General features: G+C 49.0%; 23 protein-coding genes. 5 read left to right on the top strand and 18 right to left on the bottom strand.

All coding sequences use genetic code 11. The annotated features are described in order from the left end of the window. Positions 1-17 precede the first annotated feature (17 nt). The 9 genes from BLR50_RS01470 to BLR50_RS01430 all read right to left on the bottom strand — a co-directional run bounded on the left by BLR50_RS01470 (position 18) and on the right by BLR50_RS01430 (position 8,983). The gene (locus BLR50_RS01470) at positions 18-770 is read right to left on the bottom strand and encodes a hypothetical protein (protein ID WP_092637771.1); all 753 of its coding nucleotides are present in this window, start codon (positions 768-770) and stop codon (positions 18-20) included. 165 nt (positions 771-935) lie between these two features. Further along, positions 936-1,496, bottom strand: a complete 561-nt coding sequence (locus tag BLR50_RS01465; protein ID WP_092637769.1) for a hypothetical protein — start codon at positions 1,494-1,496, stop codon at positions 936-938. A gap of 48 nt (positions 1,497-1,544) precedes the next feature. Continuing rightward, entirely contained in the window at positions 1,545-2,555 is a 1,011-nt protein-coding gene (pilM, locus tag BLR50_RS01460) for a pilus assembly protein PilM (RefSeq protein ID WP_092637767.1), read from the bottom strand. 40 nt (positions 2,556-2,595) lie between these two features. After that, positions 2,596-3,810: a type II secretion system F family protein gene (locus BLR50_RS01455; RefSeq protein WP_162840281.1), complete on the bottom strand. Its 1,215-nt coding sequence runs from the start codon at positions 3,808-3,810 to the stop codon at positions 2,596-2,598. 149 nt (positions 3,811-3,959) lie between these two features. Continuing rightward, positions 3,960-4,685 carry a 16S rRNA (uracil(1498)-N(3))-methyltransferase gene (locus BLR50_RS01450; RefSeq protein WP_092637763.1) on the bottom strand — a complete coding sequence of 242 codons (726 nt, stop codon included), beginning with the start codon at positions 4,683-4,685 and terminating at the stop codon, positions 3,960-3,962. Positions 4,686-4,724: 39 nt separating this feature from the next. Beyond that, positions 4,725-5,699, bottom strand: a complete 975-nt coding sequence (gene prmA / locus BLR50_RS01445) for a 50S ribosomal protein L11 methyltransferase (protein WP_092637761.1) — start codon at positions 5,697-5,699, stop codon at positions 4,725-4,727. Between the two features lie 593 nt (positions 5,700-6,292). Then, positions 6,293-6,946 carry an HAD-IA family hydrolase gene (locus BLR50_RS01440; RefSeq protein WP_092637759.1) on the bottom strand — a complete coding sequence of 218 codons (654 nt, stop codon included), beginning with the start codon at positions 6,944-6,946 and terminating at the stop codon, positions 6,293-6,295. A gap of 18 nt (positions 6,947-6,964) precedes the next feature. Next, positions 6,965-8,320: a D-alanyl-D-alanine carboxypeptidase family protein gene (locus BLR50_RS01435; RefSeq protein ID WP_092637757.1), complete on the bottom strand. Its 1,356-nt coding sequence runs from the start codon at positions 8,318-8,320 to the stop codon at positions 6,965-6,967. A 324-nt stretch (positions 8,321-8,644) separates the two neighbouring features. Then, entirely contained in the window at positions 8,645-8,983 is a 339-nt protein-coding gene (locus BLR50_RS01430) for a HEAT repeat domain-containing protein (RefSeq protein ID WP_092637755.1), read from the bottom strand. 371 nt (positions 8,984-9,354) lie between these two features. Between BLR50_RS01430 and fbaA the strand changes: the two genes are divergently transcribed. After that, positions 9,355-10,389 carry a class II fructose-bisphosphate aldolase gene (fbaA, locus tag BLR50_RS01425; RefSeq protein WP_092637753.1) on the top strand — a complete coding sequence of 345 codons (1,035 nt, stop codon included), beginning with the start codon at positions 9,355-9,357 and terminating at the stop codon, positions 10,387-10,389. A 168-nt stretch (positions 10,390-10,557) separates the two neighbouring features. On the opposite strand, the gene BLR50_RS01420 is transcribed toward fbaA, so the two are convergent. Both BLR50_RS01420 and BLR50_RS14770 read right to left on the bottom strand, forming a co-directional pair. Further along, a complete protein-coding gene (locus BLR50_RS01420; protein WP_092637752.1) occupies positions 10,558-11,100 on the bottom strand; it encodes a transposase in 543 nt (180 codons plus the stop codon). 240 nt (positions 11,101-11,340) lie between these two features. Then, a complete protein-coding gene (locus BLR50_RS14770; protein WP_092637750.1) occupies positions 11,341-12,921 on the bottom strand; it encodes a flagellin N-terminal helical domain-containing protein in 1,581 nt (526 codons plus the stop codon). A 503-nt stretch (positions 12,922-13,424) separates the two neighbouring features. Between BLR50_RS14770 and BLR50_RS14765 the strand changes: the two genes are divergently transcribed. Beyond that, on the top strand, positions 13,425-14,717 hold the full coding sequence (locus tag BLR50_RS14765) for a flagellin N-terminal helical domain-containing protein (protein WP_092637748.1): 1,293 nt from the start codon (positions 13,425-13,427) through the stop codon (positions 14,715-14,717). 327 nt (positions 14,718-15,044) lie between these two features. On the opposite strand, the gene BLR50_RS01405 is transcribed toward BLR50_RS14765, so the two are convergent. Together BLR50_RS01405 and BLR50_RS01400 are read right to left on the bottom strand one after the other, a co-directional pair. Continuing rightward, complete coding sequence (locus BLR50_RS01405; protein WP_242871661.1) at positions 15,045-15,452, bottom strand: transposase; 408 nt, start codon at positions 15,450-15,452, stop codon at positions 15,045-15,047. 222 nt (positions 15,453-15,674) lie between these two features. Then, positions 15,675-16,352, bottom strand: a complete 678-nt coding sequence (locus BLR50_RS01400; protein ID WP_092637747.1) for a Crp/Fnr family transcriptional regulator — start codon at positions 16,350-16,352, stop codon at positions 15,675-15,677. A 300-nt stretch (positions 16,353-16,652) separates the two neighbouring features. Here BLR50_RS01400 and BLR50_RS01395 point away from each other — a divergent pair, with 300 nt between their 5' ends. Genes BLR50_RS01395 through BLR50_RS14375 form a run of 3 tightly spaced genes read left to right on the top strand, consistent with a single transcriptional unit; the run spans position 16,653 to position 17,246 of the window. Then, positions 16,653-16,892, top strand: coding sequence for a heavy-metal-associated domain-containing protein (locus tag BLR50_RS01395; protein WP_092637745.1), 240 nt, complete (start codon positions 16,653-16,655; stop codon positions 16,890-16,892). 47 nt (positions 16,893-16,939) lie between these two features. After that, on the top strand, positions 16,940-17,074 hold the full coding sequence (locus BLR50_RS14760) for a hypothetical protein (protein WP_278277975.1): 135 nt from the start codon (positions 16,940-16,942) through the stop codon (positions 17,072-17,074). 19 nt (positions 17,075-17,093) lie between these two features. After that, on the top strand, positions 17,094-17,246 hold the full coding sequence (locus BLR50_RS14375) for a hypothetical protein (RefSeq protein ID WP_162840280.1): 153 nt from the start codon (positions 17,094-17,096) through the stop codon (positions 17,244-17,246). 66 nt (positions 17,247-17,312) lie between these two features. Here BLR50_RS14375 and BLR50_RS01390 read toward each other — a convergent pair whose 3' ends face one another. The 5 genes from BLR50_RS01390 to BLR50_RS01370 form a co-directional block, all read right to left on the bottom strand. After that, on the bottom strand, positions 17,313-17,981 hold the full coding sequence (locus BLR50_RS01390) for a class D sortase (protein WP_162840279.1): 669 nt from the start codon (positions 17,979-17,981) through the stop codon (positions 17,313-17,315). Between the two features lie 96 nt (positions 17,982-18,077). Further along, positions 18,078-18,785: an LPXTG cell wall anchor domain-containing protein gene (locus BLR50_RS01385; protein ID WP_092637740.1), complete on the bottom strand. Its 708-nt coding sequence runs from the start codon at positions 18,783-18,785 to the stop codon at positions 18,078-18,080. Between the two features lie 76 nt (positions 18,786-18,861). After that, positions 18,862-19,476, bottom strand: coding sequence for a TasA family protein (locus tag BLR50_RS01380; RefSeq protein WP_162840278.1), 615 nt, complete (start codon positions 19,474-19,476; stop codon positions 18,862-18,864). A gap of 67 nt (positions 19,477-19,543) precedes the next feature. Beyond that, complete coding sequence (locus BLR50_RS01375) at positions 19,544-20,068, bottom strand: signal peptidase I (protein ID WP_162840277.1); 525 nt, start codon at positions 20,066-20,068, stop codon at positions 19,544-19,546. A 36-nt stretch (positions 20,069-20,104) separates the two neighbouring features. Next, a complete protein-coding gene (locus BLR50_RS01370) occupies positions 20,105-23,875 on the bottom strand; it encodes a vWA domain-containing protein (protein ID WP_205408645.1) in 3,771 nt (1,256 codons plus the stop codon). Positions 23,876-24,275 lie beyond the last annotated feature (400 nt).

Below are 24,275 nucleotides of genomic sequence, written 5' to 3'. Positions count from 1 at the left end.
TGCGAAGATAACATCGCTTATAGTGGGTTCGTCTTACCCTTTGGGGTATCGAAGGTCACATTCCAAAATTCATCGGTGTAAAACTTGGGGATGGAGTAAACCTCCATGGTAATCGTGGCGGTAATCACCTTTGTATTGCCCGAGGCATCGTTTCTGGGGGCAAAGGTAACGCCGGAGATGCTTACCGTTCTGCCGGAGTTATACATCAGGTCTATAAAATACAAGAGGTTTTCGTAATAGCAATCTGCGGTGAGCGTTACCGTGTTGGTAAACACAAACTTTGTGGTATCCTGCTGCGTGGTTTCAGCGGCGGCAGTGCCGGAGGAGCCAACGGGCAACGGCTTGTTGTTGATACGGTCTACCAGATCGCTCAGCGCGATGCGCAGGTTGGGGGGAGCGGCATTGTACGGGCTAATCTGCACCGTACTCTGCGGGCCTAAATCTACGACCAGGTTGCGCAGCTTTGCCTGCTCGGTGTAGTTATAAAGCCAAAGGCTCATCTGTTCGTTATCAAAGGGTGGGAAGAAGTTCTTAGAGGAATCCTGTGCGTCCAGCTTTCGCTGTTCTATGGCCTTGTTGATATCCTTGTTCTGTGCAATCAGCGTCTGCATCTCGGTCTGCTTGGTTTGAAGGTCGGAAAGTGACTGACGGTTGGCAAGCAGGGTATCGTAAGAGGGCATTAACAGGAATTTTACTGTGAGTACCCACATTGCCACCAGCACCAGCAGCAGAAGAAGTATCTGTTCGCGCTTACCTAAGGTGAATTTCATAAAATGAACAACCCTTTCCGGCGCTTGCGCCACAAAGGCACAAAACACTCTGAAAAATTGCGGTGCGGCTTAGCCGCAGGAGGAGTAAAGTTTAAAAAATTGATCTTCAAACTACTTTCTTATTCTTCCCTGCTCATGATTTATCAAATAGAAGGCAGGATAAAGTTACTTTCCCGGTGTCTGTCTGCAGGTGATGATAAATATTACCTTGCCCTCGTCATTGACGGAATAACCGTTATAGATTACTTCAACAAACAAATCGGTTTTCTTGAGCGCGTTTACAAAATCGGCGGGGGAGGTCTCTTTTTTGCATTCGCAGCTAATCTCAATGCTACCGTTTGTGGCTGTATACGAAAGAAACTTCATATCAGCGGGCATGGCGGCGGTAATCTTTTTATATGCAGCGGAATCAAGGTAGGGCAGCGTAAGGTAATCACCGTAGGCCTTGCCCGTAATGCCGGCATACTGGCTGTAAAGCCCTTCAATAGCCTGCTTCTTAAGGGTATCCTGCGCCACCGCCTGATTATCGGCGTTGGTAAGGTAGCGGTGAACTGCCTCGGCCTCGTTGTAAACCACCTGATTCAGAATATTGATGCCGTTAAACCCAAGAGCCAGAACAACAGACGAAAGGAGAATCAAAATGCTCAACACAATCACCGCCGGTGAAACCGGGGGTTTCACCTTAATCTCCTTCAGCCCGGTATAAAAGTCTATATCCTTGCGCATCCTGCTTTGCTCCTCCGTTTTCCCAGATGAATTAAGCCCGTAAAAGTGTTAAGGCTCCGCAATGGCCGCAACGGCATTGATGTAAAGCGAAAGGTTTTCGGTTAAGGCTCCCGATACCGTAGAAAGACGATCGACCACCGCTGCCGGAAGGTCGAGCTGAGCGCTCAGGTTGGCGGCCAGCCCCTTAAAACTGCCCACCCCGCCGCAGAGATAAATCTCTTCCACCGGGCTGTTCAGCCTGCGTGAAAGTGAAAACTGTATCATGCGCTGAATCTCCTCCGACAGTGAGGAGATAAAAAGCCCGGCGGGGAATGAAAGCTTGGTGTTTTCCGCCAGAGCTGCGGGAGACAGATCAACGTTTTGGGCAATCTGCTCGGGGGTATCAAAGCCATCGAGCATCAGCAGTGATCTTAGAAATTCGGGGAAGGCATTTTTTATACATCTTGAAAAGATTAGCTTATTTCCGGAGTAGAGATAAAGGTGCATTAAGGAGGTTCCGATATCACACACAATAAAGCTCTTTTGCGCTACAGCCGCGCCGTTTACTGAAGCGCTCTTCAAAAGCTTTGCAACCGCGCTCGGGTGCATCTGAAGTGAATCGGGCTTTAGATGCAATGCGTTTGTAAGCGTAAGGTATTGGGTGGCCATCTTTTTCGGCATGCCGGAGGCATTCACGCGCTGCATTAGCGGGTTATCCTCCACCGGTGTGTCGTTAAACAGATAATCGATGGAATATTGGTCGGCACCGCTTAAATGTTGGAACATCTCGTTTTGAACGACCAGAATCATCCTTTTGGGGTCGCCCTTGGGGACAATCAGCTCACGGTGAAGAATCTCGGTGCTGCCCACCGTAAAGCAGATGGTATGGGAGGATATACCGCTTGCCTTTATGGTCTGCAACAGGGTTTCGGAGAGCTGCTGCAGGTTTAACAGGTTGCCGTCCGATACAAAACCGGCGGGGGTAGGCACCATAACGGCCTTGGATACCGTAACGCCACCCTTTTTGGCTTCGCCGTTAACTATTTTTATGAAGCTGTTCCCTATATCGACCGATATCATGGGCAGCCGCCTCCTCTTTTAAGCAATTATGTATTGTCGGCTACGCGGCCGCGATATTCTGGTAAATAGACATCATTGGCATAATAACCGATAAAATGATAAAGCCTACAAATAAACCGAGCACCACAATCATAATCGGCTCAATGGAGGCTACCATGATCGAGATGGCGGCGTCGGCTTCGTCATCGTAAAACGCTGCCGTTTTGTACAGGATATCATCCAGTGCGCCCGATTCCTCGCCGATGGATACCATTGATGAAAACATGGGCGGAAAGATGTTTACCTGTTCTATGACCGAGGATAGGGTGGAGCCTTTGCGCACCTTTTCGATAACATCAACCATGTATTCGTCAAGCTTTGCGTTGTTTACCACGCGGGTTGAGATTTCAAGCGCGGAGATGAGCGACATGCCGCTGGCAAACAAAGTGGCAAGCGAGCGCGAAAAACGCGCTGTGATGATGGTTTTTTTGAGCTTGCCGAAAATCGGAACATGAAGCACGAAAGAGGCAAGTGCCACTCGGCCGCTCTTTGTATGGCATACGGCATAGAATAGCCCAATAATTAAACCAATGAAGAGAATAATTAAATACCAGCGGTCACGCACAAAGGTGCTTACCGCAAGCAAAAATTTCGTAATACCGGGCAGCTCGGCGCCCATCGATTCAAACATAGTGAAAAACTGCGGAATAACAAAACCCAGCAGCACCAGAATGGCGCCAATGCCTACGATTATCAGTATAATCGGGTAGATGAGCGCATTGATTACCTTGGAGTGCAGCCTGTGCTCCTTTTCAAAATGCTCTGCCATGCGGCTCATAATGGTATCGAGCGAACCGCTCATCTCACCTGACTCCACCATGTTTACCAGCATGGAGGGGAAGTTCTTCTGAAGCTTCATGGCGGTGGAAAGAGTAAGCCCCTTCTGCACCCCTTCATAAACCCCCATAACGGCAAGCTTAGTTTTCTTTTTTACTGCCTGCCGGTAAAGGGTGTCGAGACATTTGATAACCGTAAGCCCGGCATTGAGCATGGTGGAAAATTGGCGGCAAAATAGTGCGAGCTCGCGGGTGCTGAGCTTGCCGGAAGCTTTTGCATCTGTGGCAATCGCCTTGGATACCTTGGCCTCGCTATATGTAACGCAGTACTCACCGCGCTGCCTGAGCTTTGAGAATAGATCATTAGGGTTATCGGCCTCGGCAAACCCGTGTATCAAGCCACCACCGGCTGCCTGCGCCTCATACTTATAAGTTGGCATCCATACCCCTCCAGAAATCGACAGGTTTATATGAAATACACTAAATAGTTGCCCGTGAGCCACTAGATACATTATATATTTTAACACATTATTTAAATAATTCAACAAAAATATAGAAAAAAATTACATTGTGGGCAAAATATTAGTTTTTATCGCGTCTCCAACAGAAAAGAGATAACCGAAAGGGCGAATAAGGGCGCAGTTTCAGTGCGCAGGATGCGTGAACCAAGCGTGGCGGCAGCGATACCGATGCTTTGTGCCTGTGAAGCCTCTTCGGGGGAAAAGCCGCCCTCGCTGCCTATACAAACCGCAATAGCACCGCCTGTACCTTTTTCCAAGATTTTTCCAAGGCTTTCGCCGCCGCCCTCGTAGCACAGAATCGGCACCGCAGCCTTCTGCATCTGACGCAGGGCCTCGCTGTAGGAAATCAGCGGGTGAACCCTTGGCACAATCCCGCGGCCGCACTGCTTGGCAGCCTCGAGCGCAATTCTATTTAACCGCTCCAGACGCTTATTCATGGATTTATCGTCTGGACGCGAGATGCAGCGAGAGGTTAGAACGGGGGTGATATCATAAACCCCCAACTCCACCGCCTTTTGAACGATGGTTTCGAGCTTATCCCCTTTAGGCAGCGCCTGATAGAGTGACACTTGGCTGGGCAGCTCAGCGGTGTTGGGCTTGCTTTTGATAACATTCAGCTGTACACAGTCGGGTGAAACGGCTGTTATCACACACTGATGGTCGACGCCCATTTCATCGCAGAGGGTAAGCTCCTCGCCGGTACGCATCCGCAGGGATTTTATGGCGTGTGCCGCATCCTCACCCTGCAGCATGGCAGTGGTTTTGGTGACTTCCTTTACAAAGAATCGTGGCATGGGTACTCACTCCAATAATCCTGTTTTAATATGGCGGTACTACTGCTGCCTCTTTTGCAGCACCAGCGCGGTCCAATCCTGCTTTTCGTGCCGGGAAACCGTTTCAAACCCGCTTTGCTCCAACGTCTGCCTTACCTCATCCGCACGCTGAGAGATGATGCCCGAGCAGATGAGCACACCGTCCTGCTTTAAATAGCGGCCGAATAACCCGCGCATGGCTATAATCACATCCGCCACAATATTGGCAACTACCACATCGTAGAACTGCTCCCCAAGGCTGCTAAGAGCCTCGTCTTCCAGCACATTGCCGCACACCGCCGAGAAGCGGGGCATGTCAAACCCGTTTTTAGCAACGTTCTCCTGCGCAATCTTTACCGAGTTCTGGTCGATATCCACTGCCGCAACCCGTTGAGCGCCCAGAAGCAGCGCCGCCACCGACAGGATGCCGCTGCCGCAGCCCATATCCAGCACCAGCGAGCCTTCCTTTACATACTGCTCCAGCTGCTCGATGCAGAGCTGAGTGGTATGATGGGTGCCGGTGCCGAAGCTGGAGGAGGGGTCAATCTCCAGTATCACACGGTCGGTTTGGTTGTTGTACTCCTCCCACGAGGGCTTGATGACAAATTTGTTCCCCACCTCAAACGGTTTAAAGTACTGCTTCCAGTTGTTTGCCCAGTCTTCCTCCCGTACGTTGGTAAGCTCCGCCTCAAGGCGGCCGAGGGTATGGCCGGTGTCGCCGTCCTTGAGGGTGTTCAGTGTATCCTTCACTGCCGCAAGCTGCTGCGCGCCCTGCTCGTTAACCGGCAGATAGATTTTAATGTTGGTTTCGGCATCCTTTAAGCGCATCAGGCTTTCGTCCACATAATCCCAATGTGGCTGGGTATCGGCCAAAAAGGCCTCAAAATCCCCCGCATCCTCTATCTCAAAACCGTTGATGCCAAGCTGCATAAGCGTTGCGGTAACAATATCCACCCCAAGCGCAGTGGTGTAGATGGTAACCTGCGTAAAATCCATAATAACGTTCGTTCCTTTCGGGAAATAATCAATTATCAGGCAGTCGGTTTAAACAGAGTCTGCGGCAAGTATTCCCTTGACTGTTTATTCTATACCCTTAAACAATAATGGACTATTTTAGTTAGTTTTATTGTACTTGTTTCCAGCAGTGTTTTCAACCTTTTTTGCTGAGTAAGTTTCGAAAGTGACATGCTGTGACACACATAGCTGCACATACATATAATGGAACAGTTAGCGACATCAATCCAATCGTTATTATGCGTTTGCCTTAAATGTACATTAGAAGATGGTAGAAGAAGATGTGTGTTCATACTAATCAAGTGTGTCAAGGAAGCTGTAATACACAATGCTTGCGGGAATGTGGGGTGCAAGCCATTGAAGCTCTGCCCTCTCAACCGCCCTGCTGTTGTGAACCTGACATGCTGTATTGCAGCCCCTGCGGGTGCAGGCAGATAGTAATGCTTCTTATTATAATGCTACTGATTCTTGGGGTTAGTGGCAGCAGACATTCCTGCTATTGACGAGGCTGCCCAAAACATAGAGGTAAACAGAGGCCGGCGATATTGAAGAATATCACCGGCCTTCTTAAAACATTATAAATCCCTTTCGGTTAAATAGCTGCACAAATCAACGGGCGTTTTGGCGATAAAGATGTTCGGGTATTCGTTGAGCTCCTCCAAGCTTCCGAAGCCCCACAAAACCCCGATGGCTTGCATCCCGGTTTTCTGTGCGCCGATGAGGTCGTACCGCCGGTCGCCAACCATGATGCAGTCGTCACTTTGTACCCCGCACAGCTTCATAGCGTAACGGATTACATCCTCCTTCTGCTCCCGCGACTCGTCGCAGGTGGCACCCACAATGTGCTCAAATAGGCTGTCCAGCTTAAAATGCTGCAGTATCCTTTGTGCAAACTTCTCCGGCTTGGAGGTGGCGGTGGCAATCCGGTAACCGGCGTTTGAGAGTGCTTTCAGCGCCTCGGGGATGCCGTCATACACCGTGCAGTCGAGCCAGCCGCCGGTATCGTACCGCTCGCGGTAGAGTGCTACCGCTTGATGGGCAAGCTCCTCGCTGTGCAGTACCCGTTCAAAGCTTGTGTGAAGCGGCGGGCCGATGAATTCGGTAAGGTTCAGCCCGCTGTAATCGGCGTGAAGGGTGTCCAGCGCGTACCGCACACCGTTTAGAATACCCTGTTCGGTATTCACCAGTGTGCCGTCAACGTCAAACAGTAGAACAGTGCCTTGCTTCATTTTACCTACTCCAATTGGTTATAATCTTTTAATGTAAGGAGAGGAGGAGAACGCCCGCCGCCGCTTTTTACGGTAATAGCGCTGTACCAGAACACGGGTAATCAGAAACAGCACAAACAGCACCGCAGCGCCGCCCACCACAAACCCGATGGCGGTAAACACCATCTGCTGAGGGGTAAAGCTGCTTTTGGGGGCCGAGTCATACATCTTGGTTTCGTTGGCCACGGCGGTTTGTGCGGCTTGGTCGGTTTCAATCTTGCACTCCAGGGGTACGGTCAGCAGCGTCTGTTTAGAGCCGTCGGCACCCTTAAACGAGAAAACCGCCTCGGGGGCAATCTTTTCGCCCTTGGTATAGCTTTTCTTGGTGTTTACCGAAACCTCTACATCCGCAGCGGTAACATCCTTTGGCACCAGAATGCCGTATTCCTGAGAAATGCCCGAAACAGTAGCCGAGCCAACCTCGTTCTTGCCGTCGGTAATCGGGATGGTCTTACCCTTTACCGTACCGGCGGGAACAGTGACCTTCTGCAGGTTATTAAAGCAGTAGTCAAACAGCTTTTTAGTGTCTTTATATTTTTCCCATTTATTCTTCGAATTCATCACTACGCAGATGAGCTCGATATCCCCGCGCTTGGCCACCGTAACGGCGGTGTGGTTGGCCTGATTGGTCCAGCCCAGCTTGCCGCCCCACGCACCGTCGTACTGGTAGGTGGAGGTTACGATCATGTGGTGCTGGGTGCCGAAATGCCGCTGCTCGGGCTGGGTGTTGGTGGGGTTCATATAATACTCGGTGGTGCCGAACACCTCGCGGAAGTTCTTCACCGTAAGGGCGTATTTTGTAATCATCGCCATATCGTAGGCTGTGGTGTAGTGGTTTTCATCCTCTAAGCCGTTGGCGTTGACAAAATGGGTATTGAGCGCGCCCACCTTCTCGGCCTTGGCGTTCATCATTACCGGGAACATCTCCAGCGAGCCGCCGATATATTCCGCTATGCCGTTAGCGGCATCGTTGGCCGAGGGCAGCAGCGCCCCCATTATAGCGTCGCGCAGGGTAATTACCTCTCCGGGTGAAAGTGCGATATGCGAGGCGGAGCGGGCCACGCTGTTTACCGCCTGTTCGCTCATGGTAAGCTTATCGTCAAGATTCGCGCGCTCCAGTGCGAGCGCGATGGTCATAATCTTCGTAATGCTTGCGGGATACTCCCGCTTATTCATATTCTTCTCGGCCAGTACCTCGCCGGTTTGGGCATCCACCACCACATAGGCGTCGGAATACGCGCTGAAATCCGGCGCTTCTAAGGGCAGCGCATACAGTGCAGGGCAGAGCGTTAACATGATAAGTATGGTGATTAAAGTAGCAGTTATTCTTTTCACGGCCTCGCCTCCGTTGTTTTATGGACTTCCTTCCTCTAGTAAACCCCGTTATACTGTGGGTTGAGCGTGTTATTGTTTATTATATCAGGTCTCTTTCAACCTGAAAACCATCCAATTGTAAACAATACGAATCACTTATTAACACCTTTTTAAAAAATCTTCGCGAAAACCCATAAATTCAAGCTATTTGCTCGGTTTTTCAATACGAAATCTATTTCGTATGGTTTTTATAATTGTGATAAGTACAAATTATAAAAAAGCAGCCCATTCTTGCCGAATAAATGGGCTGCTTTTTTTATCATTGAACTGCAATTCTAATTAAGTTTATCGGCCATTTGCGTTAAGAGAAGCGATTGACTTTTGGCAGTTAGCCTTCACATTTGCATCGGTATCCTTATTCATCTGGTGGCGCAGGTGCTCAATGCCTGCCTTGCGGCCGGAAAAGCCGAGAGAATTCGCTGCCGCGGCGCGCACATCAGCCACCGGGTCGTGCAGCATGATAATCAGCTGATTGAAGGAATCCTCGTGCTTTATATATTGCAGCGCCATAGCGCCGCCCTCGCGAAGTTCAGGGTCTTTGTTTCCGCAATAGGACAAAACCTTATCCAGCTTTCCCTTTTGCCCGAGCTCAAGGATGCCCTGAATCTTTTTATCGTTTGCCAATCTGTATACACCTCACAAATTCTGTATAGAGTACCATAACTTTTTAAGCAATATAAATAATTAATAATATGAATTTATACTACTATGCACCTGTCGAAAAGTCAAGATTTCTCAAAGGTTCGCAGAACTAATCTACATTTGCGATATTTTTAAAGATAAAAATTGTGAAATTTGTCGACCAATATTCCCCAGCACTCAAAGATAAGCAGGCAGTTTGTGGTATATAATATGACTGAATAATGCTTTGCGGTATGATTCAGAAGACATTATATCAAAGCAGATGTATGAATTATTTTTCGTTTTATGTTTACGAATGGTATTAACAATGATATAATTATGACAATAATAAGCTTATTAAAGGAGTTAAAAAAATGCCGGTTGTAGATTATAAGCAATATAAGGCGATGCTCAAGGCAGCATCCGACGGGCACTATGCTTACCCCGCATTCAATGTAAGCAATATCGAAACCGCCAACGCCGTTTTAAAGGGCTTGGCAGAATCCAAGAGCGACGGTATCATTCAGGTTTCCACCGGCGGCGGCGAGCATGCCTCCGGCTCTAACGTAAAGAACAGTGCGCTTGGCGCTATTTCGCTTGCCAACCATGTGCACCTGATGGCTCAGTATTATGACGTATATGTAGCACTGCATACCGACCACTGCAAGGCCAGCAAGGTAGAGAGCTTCATGATTCCCCTGATTGAGGAAACCGAGAAGAGGCGTGCCGCAGGCCTGCCCAACCTGTTCAACAGCCATATGTTCGACGGCTCGGACATTACGCTGGAGGAGAACATGAAAACTGCGAAGGCCCTGCTTGCCAGATGCGCCAAGAACGAGATTGTGCTTGAGGTAGAGGCCGGCGTTGTAGGCGGCGAGGAAGACGGCGAGAACAACGAGGGTGCTCCCCGCGAGAAGCTGTACACCACCAGCAAGGATATGCTGTATGTATATAAGGAGTTAAGCTCGGTAGAGGGCGGCGCATATATGTTTGCGGCTACCTTCGGCAACGTGCACGGTGTGTACAAGCCCGGCAACGTAAAGCTTAACCCGAAGATCCTGCGCGACGGCCAGGAGGCTTTAAAGAAGGAATTCGGCGAGAATGCCAAGTTCTGGTTTGTGTTCCACGGCGGCTCCGGCTCGGGCAAGGATGAGATTGCCGAAACCCTTGAATATGGCGTAATTAAGATGAACGTGGATACCGATACCCAGTATGCCTTTACCCGCCCGGTGGTTGATCACATGATGAAGAACTACGACGGCGTGCTGAAGGTAGACGGTGACGTGGGCAACAAAAAGGTTTACGACCCCAGAAGCTACCTTAAGGCAGCCGAAGGCGGCATGGCCAAGCGCGTAATGGAGGCCTGCAACGACCTTCACTCTGCGGGGAAGACCTTATATAAGAAATAAGGATTAGTTGATATCATTAATGAGGGTGGCTATATGGCTGCCCTCTTTAATTTTCGGTGATTTGAGGGGGCGGGGTTTTCCCCCAGAATCTATGTGTAGGGGAGACCTGTGGTCTCCCGTGGTTTTCCGGAGGCCATTGATAAGAACGCGGGCGAACACAGTTCGCCCCTACGGATTGGCGGATGGCCTAACAAAATAACAGTCCTCCTGCCATTTTTGCGGGTTTTGGTCGATGTAATCACTAACTGCTTTGTATTCCTGCTCGTCGCGGATGATGTGGTCGTGGAAGGATTTCTGCCATATTGAAAAGCCAATTTGTTTTGTGATGGAGCCTTTGAATTGTTTGATGATTCTGGATATTGTAGGGGCGAACTGTGTTCGCCCGCGGGTTTCCTCCCACGCCTTTTCTGAACACGACAGGTTTATTATCATATGAACATGATTAGGCATTATAACATATTTATCAACGTTTGCATTGGGATAAATCGCACTTAACTTGTCAATTTCATTCTTGATAATGTTTCCAATGTCGGACAAAAGAAAAGTTGAATTAGTGATTTGTGTAGATTGCGGGCGAACACAGTTCGCCCCTACAGGCTTCCACAGCATTTCGTGCCTTTCCTGCACACATATGGTTATAAAATACATGCCTTTTTTACTGTAATCGTAATTCTGCAGACGGTTAGGCTTCCGTGATGTCAATTCCGCCATGCTGTCCTCCGATAAGTGTTATATTGGCCTTGCGTACGCCAATGCGAGCTTCTATAGGTTTACATCCAATTCTGTTTGCAACTGATATTGTAACAAAATGTATTTCACAATTCAATAATATAGCAGCAGCCCCGCCATCCCTGGCGGGGCTGCTGCTTTTGTGCGCTTCATGCGCTTATGCGTTCCTTAACAGAACCGAGCGAAAATTGCAGCGTTAAGCTACGTTTAAACGGTAGTAGCTTATTTGAGAAGCTGCAGAACGCCCTGAGGCAGCGAGTTGGCCTGAGCCAGCATTGCCTGGGAAGCCTGAGAAAGAATGCTGAACTTGGTGAATTCGGTCATCTGCTTGGCCATATCAACGTCGCGGATACGGCTCTCGGCAGCGCTCATGTTCTCTGCGGTGGTGGAGAGGTTCTCGATGGTCTGCTCTAAGCGGTTCTGGGTAGCACCGAGGTTAGCTCTCTGCTCAGAAACCTTCTCGATAGCGGCATTGATCTTGTCAATAGCGGCGTTAGCAGCATCGGGGGTGCTCATGTCGAGCTTAGCGGTACCAAGCAGCGAGGCGGAATCCATCTTTGCAATTGAAACGGTAATCTTATCGGCCTGGTTGGAAGTAGCACCAATCTGGAGAGATAAGCCACCACCAGCTGCACCAGCACCATCGGCAAGAACGAGGTCTGCAGAAGCAGCAGTTGCCTCATATGCACCTGATGTTCTCTGCATTGCCTTATCCATAGATACTTTTAATCCATCAGAACCCACGGGTTTTGTACCAGTAGCGTTCTTAATAAGGGCATTGATCTCGTCTTCGCTGTAAGTAGTCTTGCTGTTATCAAGGGTAATTGTTAATGTGTTGGTGCTCCAGGATGCACTGGCATCACCATTGTTTGAGTTAAAGTTGATGGTAATACCATTGCTTAATACGCCTTCATCAGCTGTAGCTGTAACAGTTGCACCATTAATTGTCTGCTCGTTACTGGCCTGTACATATCCAGAGAACGTTGCTGCACGAGTAGTAGTATCAGTGAAATCCGCTGCTAATTCATCAGAACCGGTTGCATCAGTACCATCTGAAGAGGTAATGGTGCCACCCGACGCAGAACCATCAGCTTTAGCAACCGCTATCTTTAGATTCTCAGCACCTGTAGGAGCGTTAGCTACAGCAGCGTCGATTAACTTTTGGACATCTGCATCAGAGTATGTTTTTCCTGTACCATCAAGAGTAATGGTTAATTCCTTGTTGGTAGTATTCCAAGAAGCACCTTCTGTACCAGTAGCAAAGCTGACCTTTACTCCATCAACACCACCAGTGAAGGTAATGGTACCAGAAGAGGACAAACCATCATCTGCTCCAGCTGCGGTATTGAGTGCCTTCATCTTCGCTGTGCCGCTGCTGCCGGAGAGGCTGCCGTCAAACAGCTTAATGCCGTTGAAGTTGGAGGTTTCGGCTACACGGTCGATTTCGTTGGTACGGGCATCTACTTCAGCCTGAATCTTTGCACGGTCTTCAGCGGTGATGGTGCCGTTGGTAGCCTTCATCGCCAGGGTTTCCATACGGCGAAGGGCGGTATGGGTCTGGTCGAGGGCGCCTTCAGCGGTCTGTACAAGGGAGATACCGTCTTGAGCATTCTTGGAAGCCTGCTCGAGACCGGCGATCTGGGCTCTCATCTTCTCGGAAATCGCAAGGCCTGCAGCGTCGTCTGCCGCACGGTTGATAGCGGAACCGGAAGAAAGTTTTTCAAGAGACTTGGAGAGGCTGCTGTTGTTCACGGTTAATCTGTTAAGGGTGTTCATGGCGCTAATGTTGTTACCGATACGCATAAGTTTTTCCTCCTTGATATTTTGGGTTGTATTGTTGTACGCCGGGTGGGAAACTCATTCTCCCTCCCGATTGCTTACACAACATATATCGAACCACCTGGGGGAAAACTTTAGCGATTATAACGGAAAATTAATGAAATTGGGCAAAATATTAATGCAAAATGCACATAATTTTTAACAAAGATGTTTATTTTCAAATTAATAACAATGAATATGGAACAGTATACAATTAGTTTATTAATAATGAAATAGTACTATCTATAGGCTTATAATGCAATAAAGTAAATCGACAATTAATTTACTTAACAATTAATAAAAATAGGAATACATTAATAATTAATGAAATAGTACAAGAAAATATTAATAAAAACAAAATAGTAAATTAGTCATTAATTTTCTAAAGTTTTCTTATTCGGGTACGATATATCTGTTGTAAGCAAAACGCGGGAAAATGAATTTCCCGCCGCTTAACGAAAAGACAAAATATCAAGGAGGAAAAATTTATGCGTATCGGTAACAACATTAGCGCCATGAACACCCTTAACAGATTAACCGTGAACAACAGCAGCTTATCCAAGTCCCTTGAAAAACTGTCCTCCGGTTCCGCAATCAACCGTGCGGCAGACGACGCTGCAGGCCTTGCGATATCCGAGAAGATGAGAGCCCAGATCGCCGGCCTCGAGCAGGCTTCCAAGAATGCTCAGGACGGTATCTCCCTTGTACAGACCGCCGAAGGTGCACTCGACCAGACCCATACCGCCCTTCGTCGTATGGAAACCCTGGCAATGAAGGCCACCAACGGCACCATCACTTCTGAAGACCGTGCAAAGATTCAGGCCGAGGTTGATGCCCGCACCAGCGAGATTGACCGTGTGGCAGATACCTCCAACTTTAATGGTATTAAGCTGTTTGATGGTACTCTGGGTGCAGGTAAGGCTTCGCTTAATACTGCCGGTGCTGCCGTTTGGGGCAAAGGCCATGTAACTGAAGCTAATGCGGCTTCTGTTGTAAAAGTTGAGGGAGTTAGTCTTAACAAAGCCGGATCGTTTACGTTTCAAGGTAGTACCGATGGTAAGACATTCCATACTCTTGCAGCGGGCGATACCCATGTACGTGTATCGTTTACAGATTCCACAACCGGTGAAGTTTCTACCACAGACCTTAAGTTAGAGGATATTGTAAGCGGTGCTTTAGGCGCTGCTGGTACAGAGGAAACCTATGACTTCTCTTCTGTAGGTCTTGGCAAGATTACAGTACAGGCATCAGCTACTGCAACCGCTTCTATGGCAGCTGTTGCTAATGGAGACGATACACTCGTAACAGGTTCTTCTCTTATTACATTGTTAGGTGATGCAGCCAATCTGACGGTTACAGCCACTGCTGCTGCGGCTGGTGACGGCTTAACACTTCAGATTGGGCCTACCGCTGACTCTGCCGATCAGATTACTGTATCCATTAACAAGATGGATTCCGCTTCACTACTTGGTTCTACAAAGCTCGATATGAGCACACCAGATGCCGCTAATGCCGCAATGACCAAGATCAGCGCCGCAATTGAAAAGGTTTCTGAGCAGAGAGCAAATCTTGGTGCCGTTCAGAACCGTCTTGAGCAGACCATCGAGAACCTCTCCACCACAGCAGAGAACATGAGCGCTGCCGAGAGCCGTATCCGCGACGTTGATATGGCCAAGCAGATGACCGAATTCACCAAGTTCAGCATCCTTTCTCAGGCTTCTCAGGCAATGCTGGCTCAGGCCAACTCGCTGCCTCAGGGCGTTCTGCAGCTTCTTAAATAAGCAATTAAGTGATTTTGGGTTGTATGTCGCTTAATAGCTTCGCCTCTTATAAATATCTGTTAAGGAACGCATAAGCGCATGAAGCGCACCACAAACAGCAGCCCCGCCAAGGATGGCGGGGCTGCTGTTGTATCTATATGTGATGGGTATTGGGGTTAAATAGGAACGAGGTATAGGAATTAACTGTAGGGGCGATTATCAATCGCCCGTTGTTCTCCTGACGGCGATGCAGAGTGTGGTTGGGCATTACAGCATTTTTTATTAATGGTAATGTATGGGAGTTTTACAAAGCAGAGAGATGTACCTGCGGGCGATTGATAATCGCCCCTACGAATGGTCTGAAGATTTCGTGAAATAACAATCTTCCTGCCATTTTTGCGGGTTTTGGTCGATATAATCGCATATATCACGGTATTCCTGCTCGTTGCGGATGATGTGGTCGTGAAAGGATTTTTGCCAAATAGAAAAGCCGATTTCTTTTGAAACGTAACTCTTTAATAGCCGAATGATTGACGATATTGTAGGGGCGATTATCAATCGCCCGCCGTCATCCCCATGGCTATACAATTTTATAATCATATGCAGATGGTTTGGCATAATAACATATTTATCAACCCGCACATTTGAATATATGGTGGGGATATTTTGTATTGCGGTATTTACAACCTCGCCGATATCAGACAATGTTTGTTCATGCGGATGCGCAATACGCGCCCCAATAGGTTTCCATAGCATTTCGTGCCTGTCTTTCACACACATTGTAATGAAATACGACCCATTCCGGTTGTAAATATAATTCTTTAACCGGTTCGGTTTCCGCGATGTCAATTCCATGATGCTGGTTCTCCAATAAACGATATTTAAATCGCGCGGGCGATTGATAATCGCCCCTACATAGCACAGCCCCAATATCGTTAGTGGCCAACTGTGTTCGCCCGAGGTTTTAGGAATGATTGTTTATTCCTCATCCAGTTTCTCCAGCCTGTCGCGGTCTGTAATCTGCAGCCCGCCGCGCGAAAGGGCAACCATCCCCTCGTCTTGGAAATACTTGAGCATGCGCGTTACCACCTCGCGTGCCGAGCCAAGGTTGCGCGCGATGGTCTCGTGGGTGATGGTGAGCGAATCGGTGCCGTCTATTGCCGACTGCTCCAGCAGAAAATGCGCAAGGCGCTTGTCAAAGCTCGAGAACAGCACCTGCTCCATCAGCCACATCACCTCCGAAAAGCGGGAGGACATCAGCTGGCTGGTATAGTCGGCCACCGCCAGCGAATTGCGGTTGAGCCGGTCGTACACGGGGGTGGGGATGAGCAGAATCTCGGTGGGGCGCTCGGCCTCTACATGCACCTCAAAGTGGATGTTCTTCATCACACAGGAGGCCGAAAGCAGACAGATATCGCGCTCGAACAGGCGAAACAGGGTAATCTCGCGGCCTGCCTGCGACAGGGTGAATACGCGCACCTGCCCCGACTTTACCACATAGATGCCAAGGCAGTCCGCCGAGCCGCTGTGCAGGCTTTCACCCGGCGCAAAGCGGCGCGGGGTTGCGTGGGTGAGGATATCCTGCCGCTGCTCCTCGGTTAGTTTATCCCAGAAAGGGAGTACATCCTTCAGATAGTCTTGTTCTGTAAGCGGCATAAAAATACCTCCTGCTGTCTGTCGACTTAATTATCTATACTATTATTATACAACTATTAACAGACTATCGCAATCGGTTGGCATTAACGGTGCGTGGAGCCAATGGTATACCTTGGGCATCTTTGATACACAAAGCCGAAAGGATTACATAGTGCCTGCAGAAAGCCTATTTTAAGCAAGTCAGAAGAACCGCCGCAAAGTAATACTTTTTGCGGCGGTATTTTATATAGAATAGCGCTTCACCCGGTGCGCATACTAATTTCAGCAAAACAATGATAATTAAGGGAGGGAGGCCAAGGAATGCCCAAGGAGAGCGCATACTTTACAATAGCCGAGATGGCAGGCAAGGCGGACGTGAAGCGCATAAAAAACGGCATCAATACGATTCCGGGGGTGAACTCGGTAAGTGTAAACGCCCATGACGGGCGCATCGCGGTGGATTTTGACAACTCCGGCGTCAGCCACGAGCGGATAGAACAGCGCCTGTTAAGCTTAGGTTACCATATCAATAACCAAAGCGGGGAAGAACACATTATGTAAAATGTATCAATAAATATACCTGAAGTAGTATAGAAAGGATGATATCTATGCCGAAGGACAGCCAGCCCGATAACAAGAAAGCGCGCGTTAAAAAAGCGAAAGGGCAAACACCTATTACCCGCGAGAACCAAAACCAGAACCGAAACGCGAAAAAACAGTCCATACCCAATAACGATGTCTAATTCGAAGGAGGGGTAAACAATGGCAAAAGCGGGCATGAGACGACCAGATCCGAAGGATCCGCACGGTACCGAGAGCAACCGTAAAGCGCATTTCCCCAAGAACGATGAACACCCCGTACCCGAGCTGCAGGGCAAGGCCAAGCGCACCAAGGATAAGGCCGGCCCGGCATAGGGGAAGGCGGAATATTCTTGCAGCGCAAAGAAGGAACCGCTTGAGTGGCGGTTCCTTCAGCTGTATTTATTCAATCAGCCTGCACCAGACAATCAGGCGGTTTACCGGGTTAAGCACCGGTGTGCAGGTAACCAGTGTAAGCAGGTGGTTTTCCTCCTTTTGAGGCGCAAGCACATCGGTCTGCTCGGGGCTTACGGTGAAGGTTTTAAACACCTCATAGGTGTAGGTTTTCCCCTCATATTCTATCGTAACGGTATCGCCCTCGGCCAAGAGATTGAGGTGGCGGAAGGGGTGCATTACAATATAGTTGCGGTGCCCTGACAGCACACAGTTGCCAGCCTCGCCCGGCAGCGCGGTGCCCTTGATGTGCCCCACACCATAAAACAGTTCATCGCCCGAGCCCTCTACAATATTCTCCGAGATACCGATCTCCGGCAGCTTGATGACGCCGAGCGGTGTTAAATTCATCTTCGGGCGTGCCGCGAAAAAATCCCCGAGGCTTTGCGGGGTAGGCGCGCTTACTGTGGCGGCACTTTCAGCTGTCTGCTCGGCCTGCGCAAAAACGGGCAGCGGTTTCGGGTTAGGCAGCTCGGTTTGCGGGGCCACGCCAAGGCTGCCCAATACCCGCCCCCAAGGGTAGTAGATTACCTCATACGCTACCGATACCGCAATCAACAGAATACCCAATACTACAATAATGTTTGAAAGAAGAGAATGCCGTTTTCGGTGAGTCATACCGCTTTCCGATCCTTTCTTGTTTAACATCAGTGGTTCACACACCGGTTTAAAAAGAGGCCGCTCCGTTTGAGGGAGCGGCATGTAATAATGTGATTACTTCTGTTGATTTTTCCTGCCTAAGAATAGTCCGCCCACTACCAGCACCGCACCTATTGGAACAAGCGCCAGTATGGGGAAGCCGCCTGTGTTTGGCATGGTTACCCTGGTGGCGGCGGTGGTTATATACTCCGAGGAAGTGGAGGTTGTGCCCGAGGAGCTTTCAACAACCTCCTCGCATGAGAATATCCACCTTACCTTGCCCTCAAGATTCTGATATTCGTTGCCAAGCTCCTTCGGCATACTCACGGTTGCGGTGATGCTGCCGGTGCTGCCCGGCGCGTATTTGCCTAAGAAGATTTTGCTGCCGCCGGTGCTGTTATAGGCACTTCCGTCATAGAAAACGGTGGTCTGTCCATTTGGCTTCTTCAGCGTCAGCTTTAAATTCAGGGCCTTGAGCAGATTTACCGAATCACCATCCGAAGCCTGCTTCCTAATAACTTCTTCGGCAGCCTCCATCTTCAGATACAGGTTTACCGTTCTGGCATTCTTGTTCTTCAGATTAATAAGCTGGTCGACCTTCATGCTGGGCATAAGACCCTTGAAGTTCTGAAAGAGGTCGTCGGCGGGGTCTGAGATCAGGTCGCCCGCGCCGCTTGTCAGCACTACCTCACTGGTAGCCGACAACGCATTTACTGCAAAGCCGGAAAGTAGCAACACTGCCACCGCCGCGCAGACCAATATTCTGGTAAACAGCTTTTTCATACATTGTTTCCTTTCCGCTTGCAGTTTTATGCAAGGCTATAAGATAAACTGATGAGCAAGACGGTTTGATATGAAATCAACCGGCTGAGGGGAAGTTTGCAAACGCGCGCTTGGCTGCCACAAGAATATCTTCGCCAGCAGCAGGAGCCAAGTTGCCCTCGCACTGAATTGCTTCGGCATAAACAGTAATATTAAATTGTTTAACAAGGCCCTCATCGTTTTCCTCAACATCTCTATTCAAGGATACTGCGGTGAAAAGTTTAGGGGTAGTTACGTCGGGATTAAGAATGCTCTTATAGTATGCATATATTTTGCCGTTGTCATTTACTATTTCATAGTTTGTGAGATCAAGCCCCTCAAGGGTAAAGCCTGTAGGTGCCTTTAGAGTGGCGGCGGCATTGGTAGAGGCTGCAACAAAGTCTAAGCCTGTAACCGCGATGCGCAGATAACAAGGGTTAGCGCCTGTGTTTTTTACCTGCGGGTCTTTCGCTATGCTGTCGCCCGGAACCAGTTTAAGCGCATCAGCAGGCACAAAGCCGGGTTCAGTCAGCTCAATATTGATATTGCCGACAGTAAATTTATTTTCCTTTGTATCAGAGGTTCGAGTAAAGTAGGCCATGGTTCCGCCGATAGAAAGGGCTGCCACCAGTACCAGGGAAATCGCTGTAACTAGGATACTCCGCTTTTTCATGAAAAATGCCTCCATAATTTTTATTTTTTATTACAACCCGTGCAGTCTTGCATGGGGCTATAAACAGTTAAACTATCGGTTCATCCGCCGCCTTACCGGCAGCGGGTTCAGAGGGAGTGCCGCCCTTTTGAAACCCGGGTATCAGCCACAGCAGGATGATAAGCACAAACAAAATGCTCAAGGCCGCGAAACCAAAACCGGTTTTTATGAATACCGCGAGATAACCCAGAAGCGGCAGGGAAAACTGTACCTTACCCACCAGACGGTTAAAGGGTACCGGCGAGAGGTCGTTTGTGTTGTTGGCATCGCCTTTGGTGACAAACGCCTGCTCGTTATACAGGATTTGAGTAACGCGGTGGGTGACCCTTGCATTGTTTTCAAGGGCAAAGGTGATGATGTCGTTTACCTTCACCGCATCGGGTGCTGTGGGGCGAATGAACACAACGCTGCCTACGGGGCAGGCGGGCTCCATACTGCCGGAAAGCACCGAGAGCGGTGTATACCCTGCCAGCTGGGGGAGGGTGAGCACCCCCAGCGGCAGAAAAGCAATAACAATCAGTACACCCGCCAGCAGATTGCAGATTCTGCGCAACACATTTACCTCTCCCCAAAGCCGGAAGGCTTAAAATTATCTTGGCGTCGTTGTCCAGCTGCCAACTTTAAAGGTGTTCTTCACAACATCGGTATCCGAGAACCACTTGTTTTCCACCTTGATATTTACAAAAGTGGCGTAAGGGGTTTTGTTTGTTTTTGACACTGAAAAGTCTACGCTCTTGCCTGGAATGCTGATATTCGTGCCGTTTGGCGCGTAAATCGATTGCAGTTGGTAACGCAGGGTGTCCAGCTCGGTTAAGCGGTAGGTGCCCTTGGGCAGCTTATCAAAGATAATGCTGCGCTCGCCAGTGCTGCCCCCGGTAAACCGGATATAGTCGTTGTAGCTCTGCTCTACGCCGCCTGTGGCGTTTAGGCGGTCCAGCTTATACACGAAGATGGGGTCGCCGTGAGGCTCCCAGTTGTCACTAATCTGTTTGTTCACAGTGATGGAACCAAACTGTACGTCGATGGTAAACCAGCCGTTGCATCCCTGCGCCGGCGGGTTTTTGCTGGAGTTTGTATACCGAACAAACAAGTTGAAGTTGAAGTTGGAGTTCTTTTCTATGTCCGTGCGCCAGGCGAGGATGTCAAAATTGGTTTTTTCAAACAGCGTAACCGGGGTATTTACTTGGGCGTTGGTTGCGCGGTTTTTAAAGCTGTAGACTAGGGTGGGCGGGGCATCACTGATACCGCTGCCTGCGTATACCCACGCGGGATTCTTTTGGGTGTAGCTGTTAGGGCCGGATTTATACTGCCACACAGGAGCGGCGGCGCGTTCATTCAGGTTGGTTGACTCGCCCGCGAAGATGGAGAAATCGGAGAGCGTAATGGCGGGCGAGAGCATATACAACTTTTTGGAGTCGCTGGTAAACGAGGTGGCGGGGTACGTTCCGGGAGTATTGGGAGTAACCATTGCCCGCAGCTTATAGGGGGTATCGGCGGTCAAACGCCCGGTGAGTGGCGTTCCGCTATCATTTACAGCGCTGTAGGTGATAGTGGTATCGCCGTAGGTTTCCCATTGATGCTTCTGCTGGTAAAGCCCCGCAAGGCGGGCGGAGGCACCAACTTCGTCCCCGATATAGAAGTAACCGTCTTTGGCATCAAGATCATAACGAAGGGGCACATCCACAACGGGCCTTCTAAAAACTTTCTTGATAGTGGTATTACTGAAGCTGAGCTGTGAACCGTCGTCGTTGGTGGGAACCTGATTACCGCCCACATAGTTTTCTTTTGCCTGTATGGTAAAGGTCTTCTTCCAACCGGTAGCGGCATTTCCCGTACAGGGAATGGTTTGATTGTTCCAGGTAATCACATCCCGATTTAAGGAATCGGTGGTGATGACAGCGCCCTCAGCTTCAAGCGCAGCTCTGCTGCCGGAGGTGAGTTTAAACCGCTCATTTATTACATCGGTGACTACGGCGCCGGTAAAGCCCTGAGCGATACCAGAGAAAATGGTGTTGAATACATCGTTAAGGTCAGAATTACTGGCGTCATAATAGTAAGGTAGGCCAGTACTACTGGCGAGCCCAGCTATAAAGTCTTTCCAATGGTCAGAAATACCATTGTCATATAAGCCGATAGAGAAGATTTTTAATTTCGTATCGAGCTTTAAACTTCTTGCAATGGAAATCGCATTACTCTCGATTTGATCTTGTGTTATTGGATTGCCATTTTCATCTTTAGAGGCTCTCGGTTCACCGTCGGTAAACAAAATGACATATTTGTTTAACCCGTCATTCTTTAATGGCTCCAGCAGTGTTTGCGCAAATTTCAAACCCCGGTCATGACGCGTATCACCGGTAAGGTGTATATTACTGATTGCAGAGTTTACACTAGCAGCACCGCTTGAAGTCATCTGCGTCATGCCAATCAAGGTAGCAGCGTCGTGGTTAAACGACACAACACCGATTTTACTGTTAGGAGAAACCGCTGCAACACTGGTTACAAAGTTTTTGGCGGAATCCTGCAGCATTTCAAGCTTGGTTTTATCGGTTGGCCCTTTTATAAAGATACGGTCGCTTCCTGTTATTTTGGCTTTTATTTGTTTGGTGCCGTTGGAGTTTGATTCTATGCGGTACCATCCATTGTCTTGAACGTTTCCGCTGTATCCATTCGGCACGGTTGACAGGTATTCTATTGGTATATAGCTACTGCTAGACAACACAAAATACTTATAGTAGCTAAAATCATACTGCGTGGGTGGGTTAGTGTATGGTTGCAGTTTATTTAATCCTATTTCTTCCGTGGGCTGGGTAATCAGCCATGGCATACTGCCTGAAGCGTCGAGCACCAACACAATATCAACTGTAGGCGCATTCCCTTTTGGCGCGTATGCATTCATTGAAACCTGATACATCCGATCACTACTTGGAATATAAGTGGCCTGCTTGTCTACCACAACATCATTAGGTGACGGCAGTGGCGCCTGAGAGGCTTTCAGCATAGTTATGCCGCTTGGCACCTTCAGATCGGTACCGGCATAGGCCTGCACACCAAGATTTGCTGTTTCTGTTTGAATTACCAGCGCAACGGTTTTTAACACCTCGTCGGCAGGGCGGCTTTCACCGGTGCCGGAGCTGCTTGAACTACTCGAGGTATCACTGCTTGACGCAGCACTTGACACTTCACTGCTCGCAGCGCTTGAAGTAGTTGAGCTTTGCTCACTAGAGGAGGTAGCGGACGAGGAGGCTTCCGAGCTTGCATCGGAGGAGGAGCTGACGGAATTATCCCCGGCAGAGGAGGTGCTCGAGCTTTCCTCAGAGGCTGCGCTCTCATGTGAGGTGTTTGCAGTTGCGGCATATGCAAAACTGCGGGAAGCCGCAAGCGCTTCGTTCACAGACGGCTCTGTGCCGATAGAGCTGCCGCTTTCGGAGGATTCAGACGAGCTGGAGATGGCTTCGGAGGACGAAGCAGGCTGTGAGCTGCTTGCGGTGCTGCTCTCGCTTCCGGTAATCACCTCGATGATTTCAACCTCAGCGCCCGCAGGGATGTCGGACTCCTTGATTTCTCCGTCAAAGGTCTTTTTCTCAGCACTGGTAACCTCTTGGGATACATCCTTCAGCTTGAGCGGGCTGTTGTCTTTATTCACAATGCTCAGCTTGAAGGTATGCGTTTCGGTTTCACTGCTGTTGATGGCAATAATCGAGAGTTTTTTGGTTGAGGGGTTTACCGTAACCAGCGCCTGACAGGAATTGCAGCCGATATCGCTGTGGTCGAAGAACCGAACCGGCAGGTTATTCTTCAGGTGCTCTTCAAGATCAGCCTTCATGGTTTTGCTGCCAAAGGGGATATCTATTTGATCAATAAGAGAGGTTTTCTTGGTTACTTCAGGTGTGCCCCCCGGTACAGAACTGCTGCCCGGTATGGTTGAACTGCCTGGTGCGGTTGAGCTTCCGGGAACTGCGGAACTGCCCGGTGTGACGGAGCTTCCGGGTGCAGCGGGAGCTTCGGAGCTGCCTGCGGTACTCATGGCAGATGCAAAGAGAAATTGGTTTTGTTCCACAGAGGCAATAACACTGCCGCCCGGAGGCGAGCTTTGCCCGGGAGGAACAATAACCGGCGAAGGAGAAACACTGTCGCCCGGAAGGGTTGTCCCGTTTGAACTTTCACCAACAGAGACATTGCCGTTTTCCAGCGCGGCAAGTATTTCCTCTGCATGAACAATCAGTTCGTGCGTGTGCTCGTCCTTTTCTTCCTTGGCCGCAAGAGATAAGGAGGAGTTGAAGGCCAGACTTACCAGCAGCCCCACAACTACAAGCAGACTGAAAAGCCTTTTTGCCCCAGATGTTTTGAAGTTTTTAACCATAGTGACACCTCTCCTTGTTTTATACTTATCTTTGAAAAAAGATTAGTATTGTTTGCTTGTTTTTTACCCGATGTGGCGCAGTCTCGGTGGTGTAAAATTGAACACAGACGCATATGATTTTTTAGATTTTATTAACAGGGCATGCTTTTGCTCATAAGTTTTACACCTTAGTATTGTAATAATTTAGGAAACTAAACATAATTTAACTGCATTCCAAGCCTTTTCACAAGAAAAAAATGAACGTTTCGGCTGTCGTTATTTTACTAATTTTTGGTATAATCTGTTTTACTGCTGTAAAGTTACTGAAATAGTGCAAATTCCGTATATTGTGTAGGCTTAATATTCAGGCTCGAATCTGCTCATACTGGTTGTATGGTGTATATCTGCTTTTAGGAAAGGA

Source organism: Acetanaerobacterium elongatum, assembly GCF_900103835.1.
Lineage (GTDB): Bacteria > Bacillota > Clostridia > Oscillospirales > Ruminococcaceae > Acetanaerobacterium > Acetanaerobacterium elongatum.
This window is presented reverse-complemented; position numbering and strand designations above follow the sequence as displayed.

Excerpts from the sequence above, each read along its gene's own strand:
- BLR50_RS01465 (WP_092637769.1), bottom strand. The coding sequence starts at position 1,496 with ATGCGCAAGGATATAGACTTTTATACCGGGCTGAAGGAGATTAAGGTG.
- BLR50_RS01370 (WP_205408645.1), bottom strand. The coding sequence starts at position 23,875 with ATGGTTAAAAACTTCAAAACATCTGGGGCAAAAAGGCTTTTCAGTCTG.
- prmA (WP_092637761.1), bottom strand. The coding sequence starts at position 5,699 with ATGGATTTTACGCAGGTTACCATCTACACCACTGCGCTTGGGGTGGAT.
- pilM (WP_092637767.1), bottom strand. The coding sequence starts at position 2,555 with ATGATATCGGTCGATATAGGGAACAGCTTCATAAAAATAGTTAACGGC.
- BLR50_RS01455 (WP_162840281.1), bottom strand. The coding sequence starts at position 3,810 with ATGCCAACTTATAAGTATGAGGCGCAGGCAGCCGGTGGTGGCTTGATA.
- fbaA (WP_092637753.1), top strand. The coding sequence starts at position 9,355 with ATGCCGGTTGTAGATTATAAGCAATATAAGGCGATGCTCAAGGCAGCA.
- BLR50_RS01390 (WP_162840279.1), bottom strand. The coding sequence starts at position 17,981 with ATGACTCACCGAAAACGGCATTCTCTTCTTTCAAACATTATTGTAGTA.
- BLR50_RS01395 (WP_092637745.1), top strand. The coding sequence starts at position 16,653 with ATGCCCAAGGAGAGCGCATACTTTACAATAGCCGAGATGGCAGGCAAG.
- BLR50_RS01385 (WP_092637740.1), bottom strand. The coding sequence starts at position 18,785 with ATGAAAAAGCTGTTTACCAGAATATTGGTCTGCGCGGCGGTGGCAGTG.
- BLR50_RS14770 (WP_092637750.1), bottom strand. The coding sequence starts at position 12,921 with ATGCGTATCGGTAACAACATTAGCGCCATGAACACCCTTAACAGATTA.
- BLR50_RS01420 (WP_092637752.1), bottom strand. The coding sequence starts at position 11,100 with ATGGCGGAATTGACATCACGGAAGCCTAACCGTCTGCAGAATTACGAT.
- BLR50_RS01380 (WP_162840278.1), bottom strand. The coding sequence starts at position 19,476 with ATGAAAAAGCGGAGTATCCTAGTTACAGCGATTTCCCTGGTACTGGTG.
- BLR50_RS01470 (WP_092637771.1), bottom strand. The coding sequence starts at position 770 with ATGAAATTCACCTTAGGTAAGCGCGAACAGATACTTCTTCTGCTGCTG.
- BLR50_RS01440 (WP_092637759.1), bottom strand. The coding sequence starts at position 6,946 with ATGAAGCAAGGCACTGTTCTACTGTTTGACGTTGACGGCACACTGGTG.
- BLR50_RS14760 (WP_278277975.1), top strand. The coding sequence starts at position 16,940 with ATGCCGAAGGACAGCCAGCCCGATAACAAGAAAGCGCGCGTTAAAAAA.
- BLR50_RS01405 (WP_242871661.1), bottom strand. The coding sequence starts at position 15,452 with ATGCTATGGAAACCTATTGGGGCGCGTATTGCGCATCCGCATGAACAA.
- BLR50_RS01450 (WP_092637763.1), bottom strand. The coding sequence starts at position 4,685 with ATGCCACGATTCTTTGTAAAGGAAGTCACCAAAACCACTGCCATGCTG.
- BLR50_RS14765 (WP_092637748.1), top strand. The coding sequence starts at position 13,425 with ATGCGTATCGGTAACAACATTAGCGCCATGAACACCCTTAACAGATTA.
- BLR50_RS01400 (WP_092637747.1), bottom strand. The coding sequence starts at position 16,352 with ATGCCGCTTACAGAACAAGACTATCTGAAGGATGTACTCCCTTTCTGG.
- BLR50_RS14375 (WP_162840280.1), top strand. The coding sequence starts at position 17,094 with ATGGCAAAAGCGGGCATGAGACGACCAGATCCGAAGGATCCGCACGGT.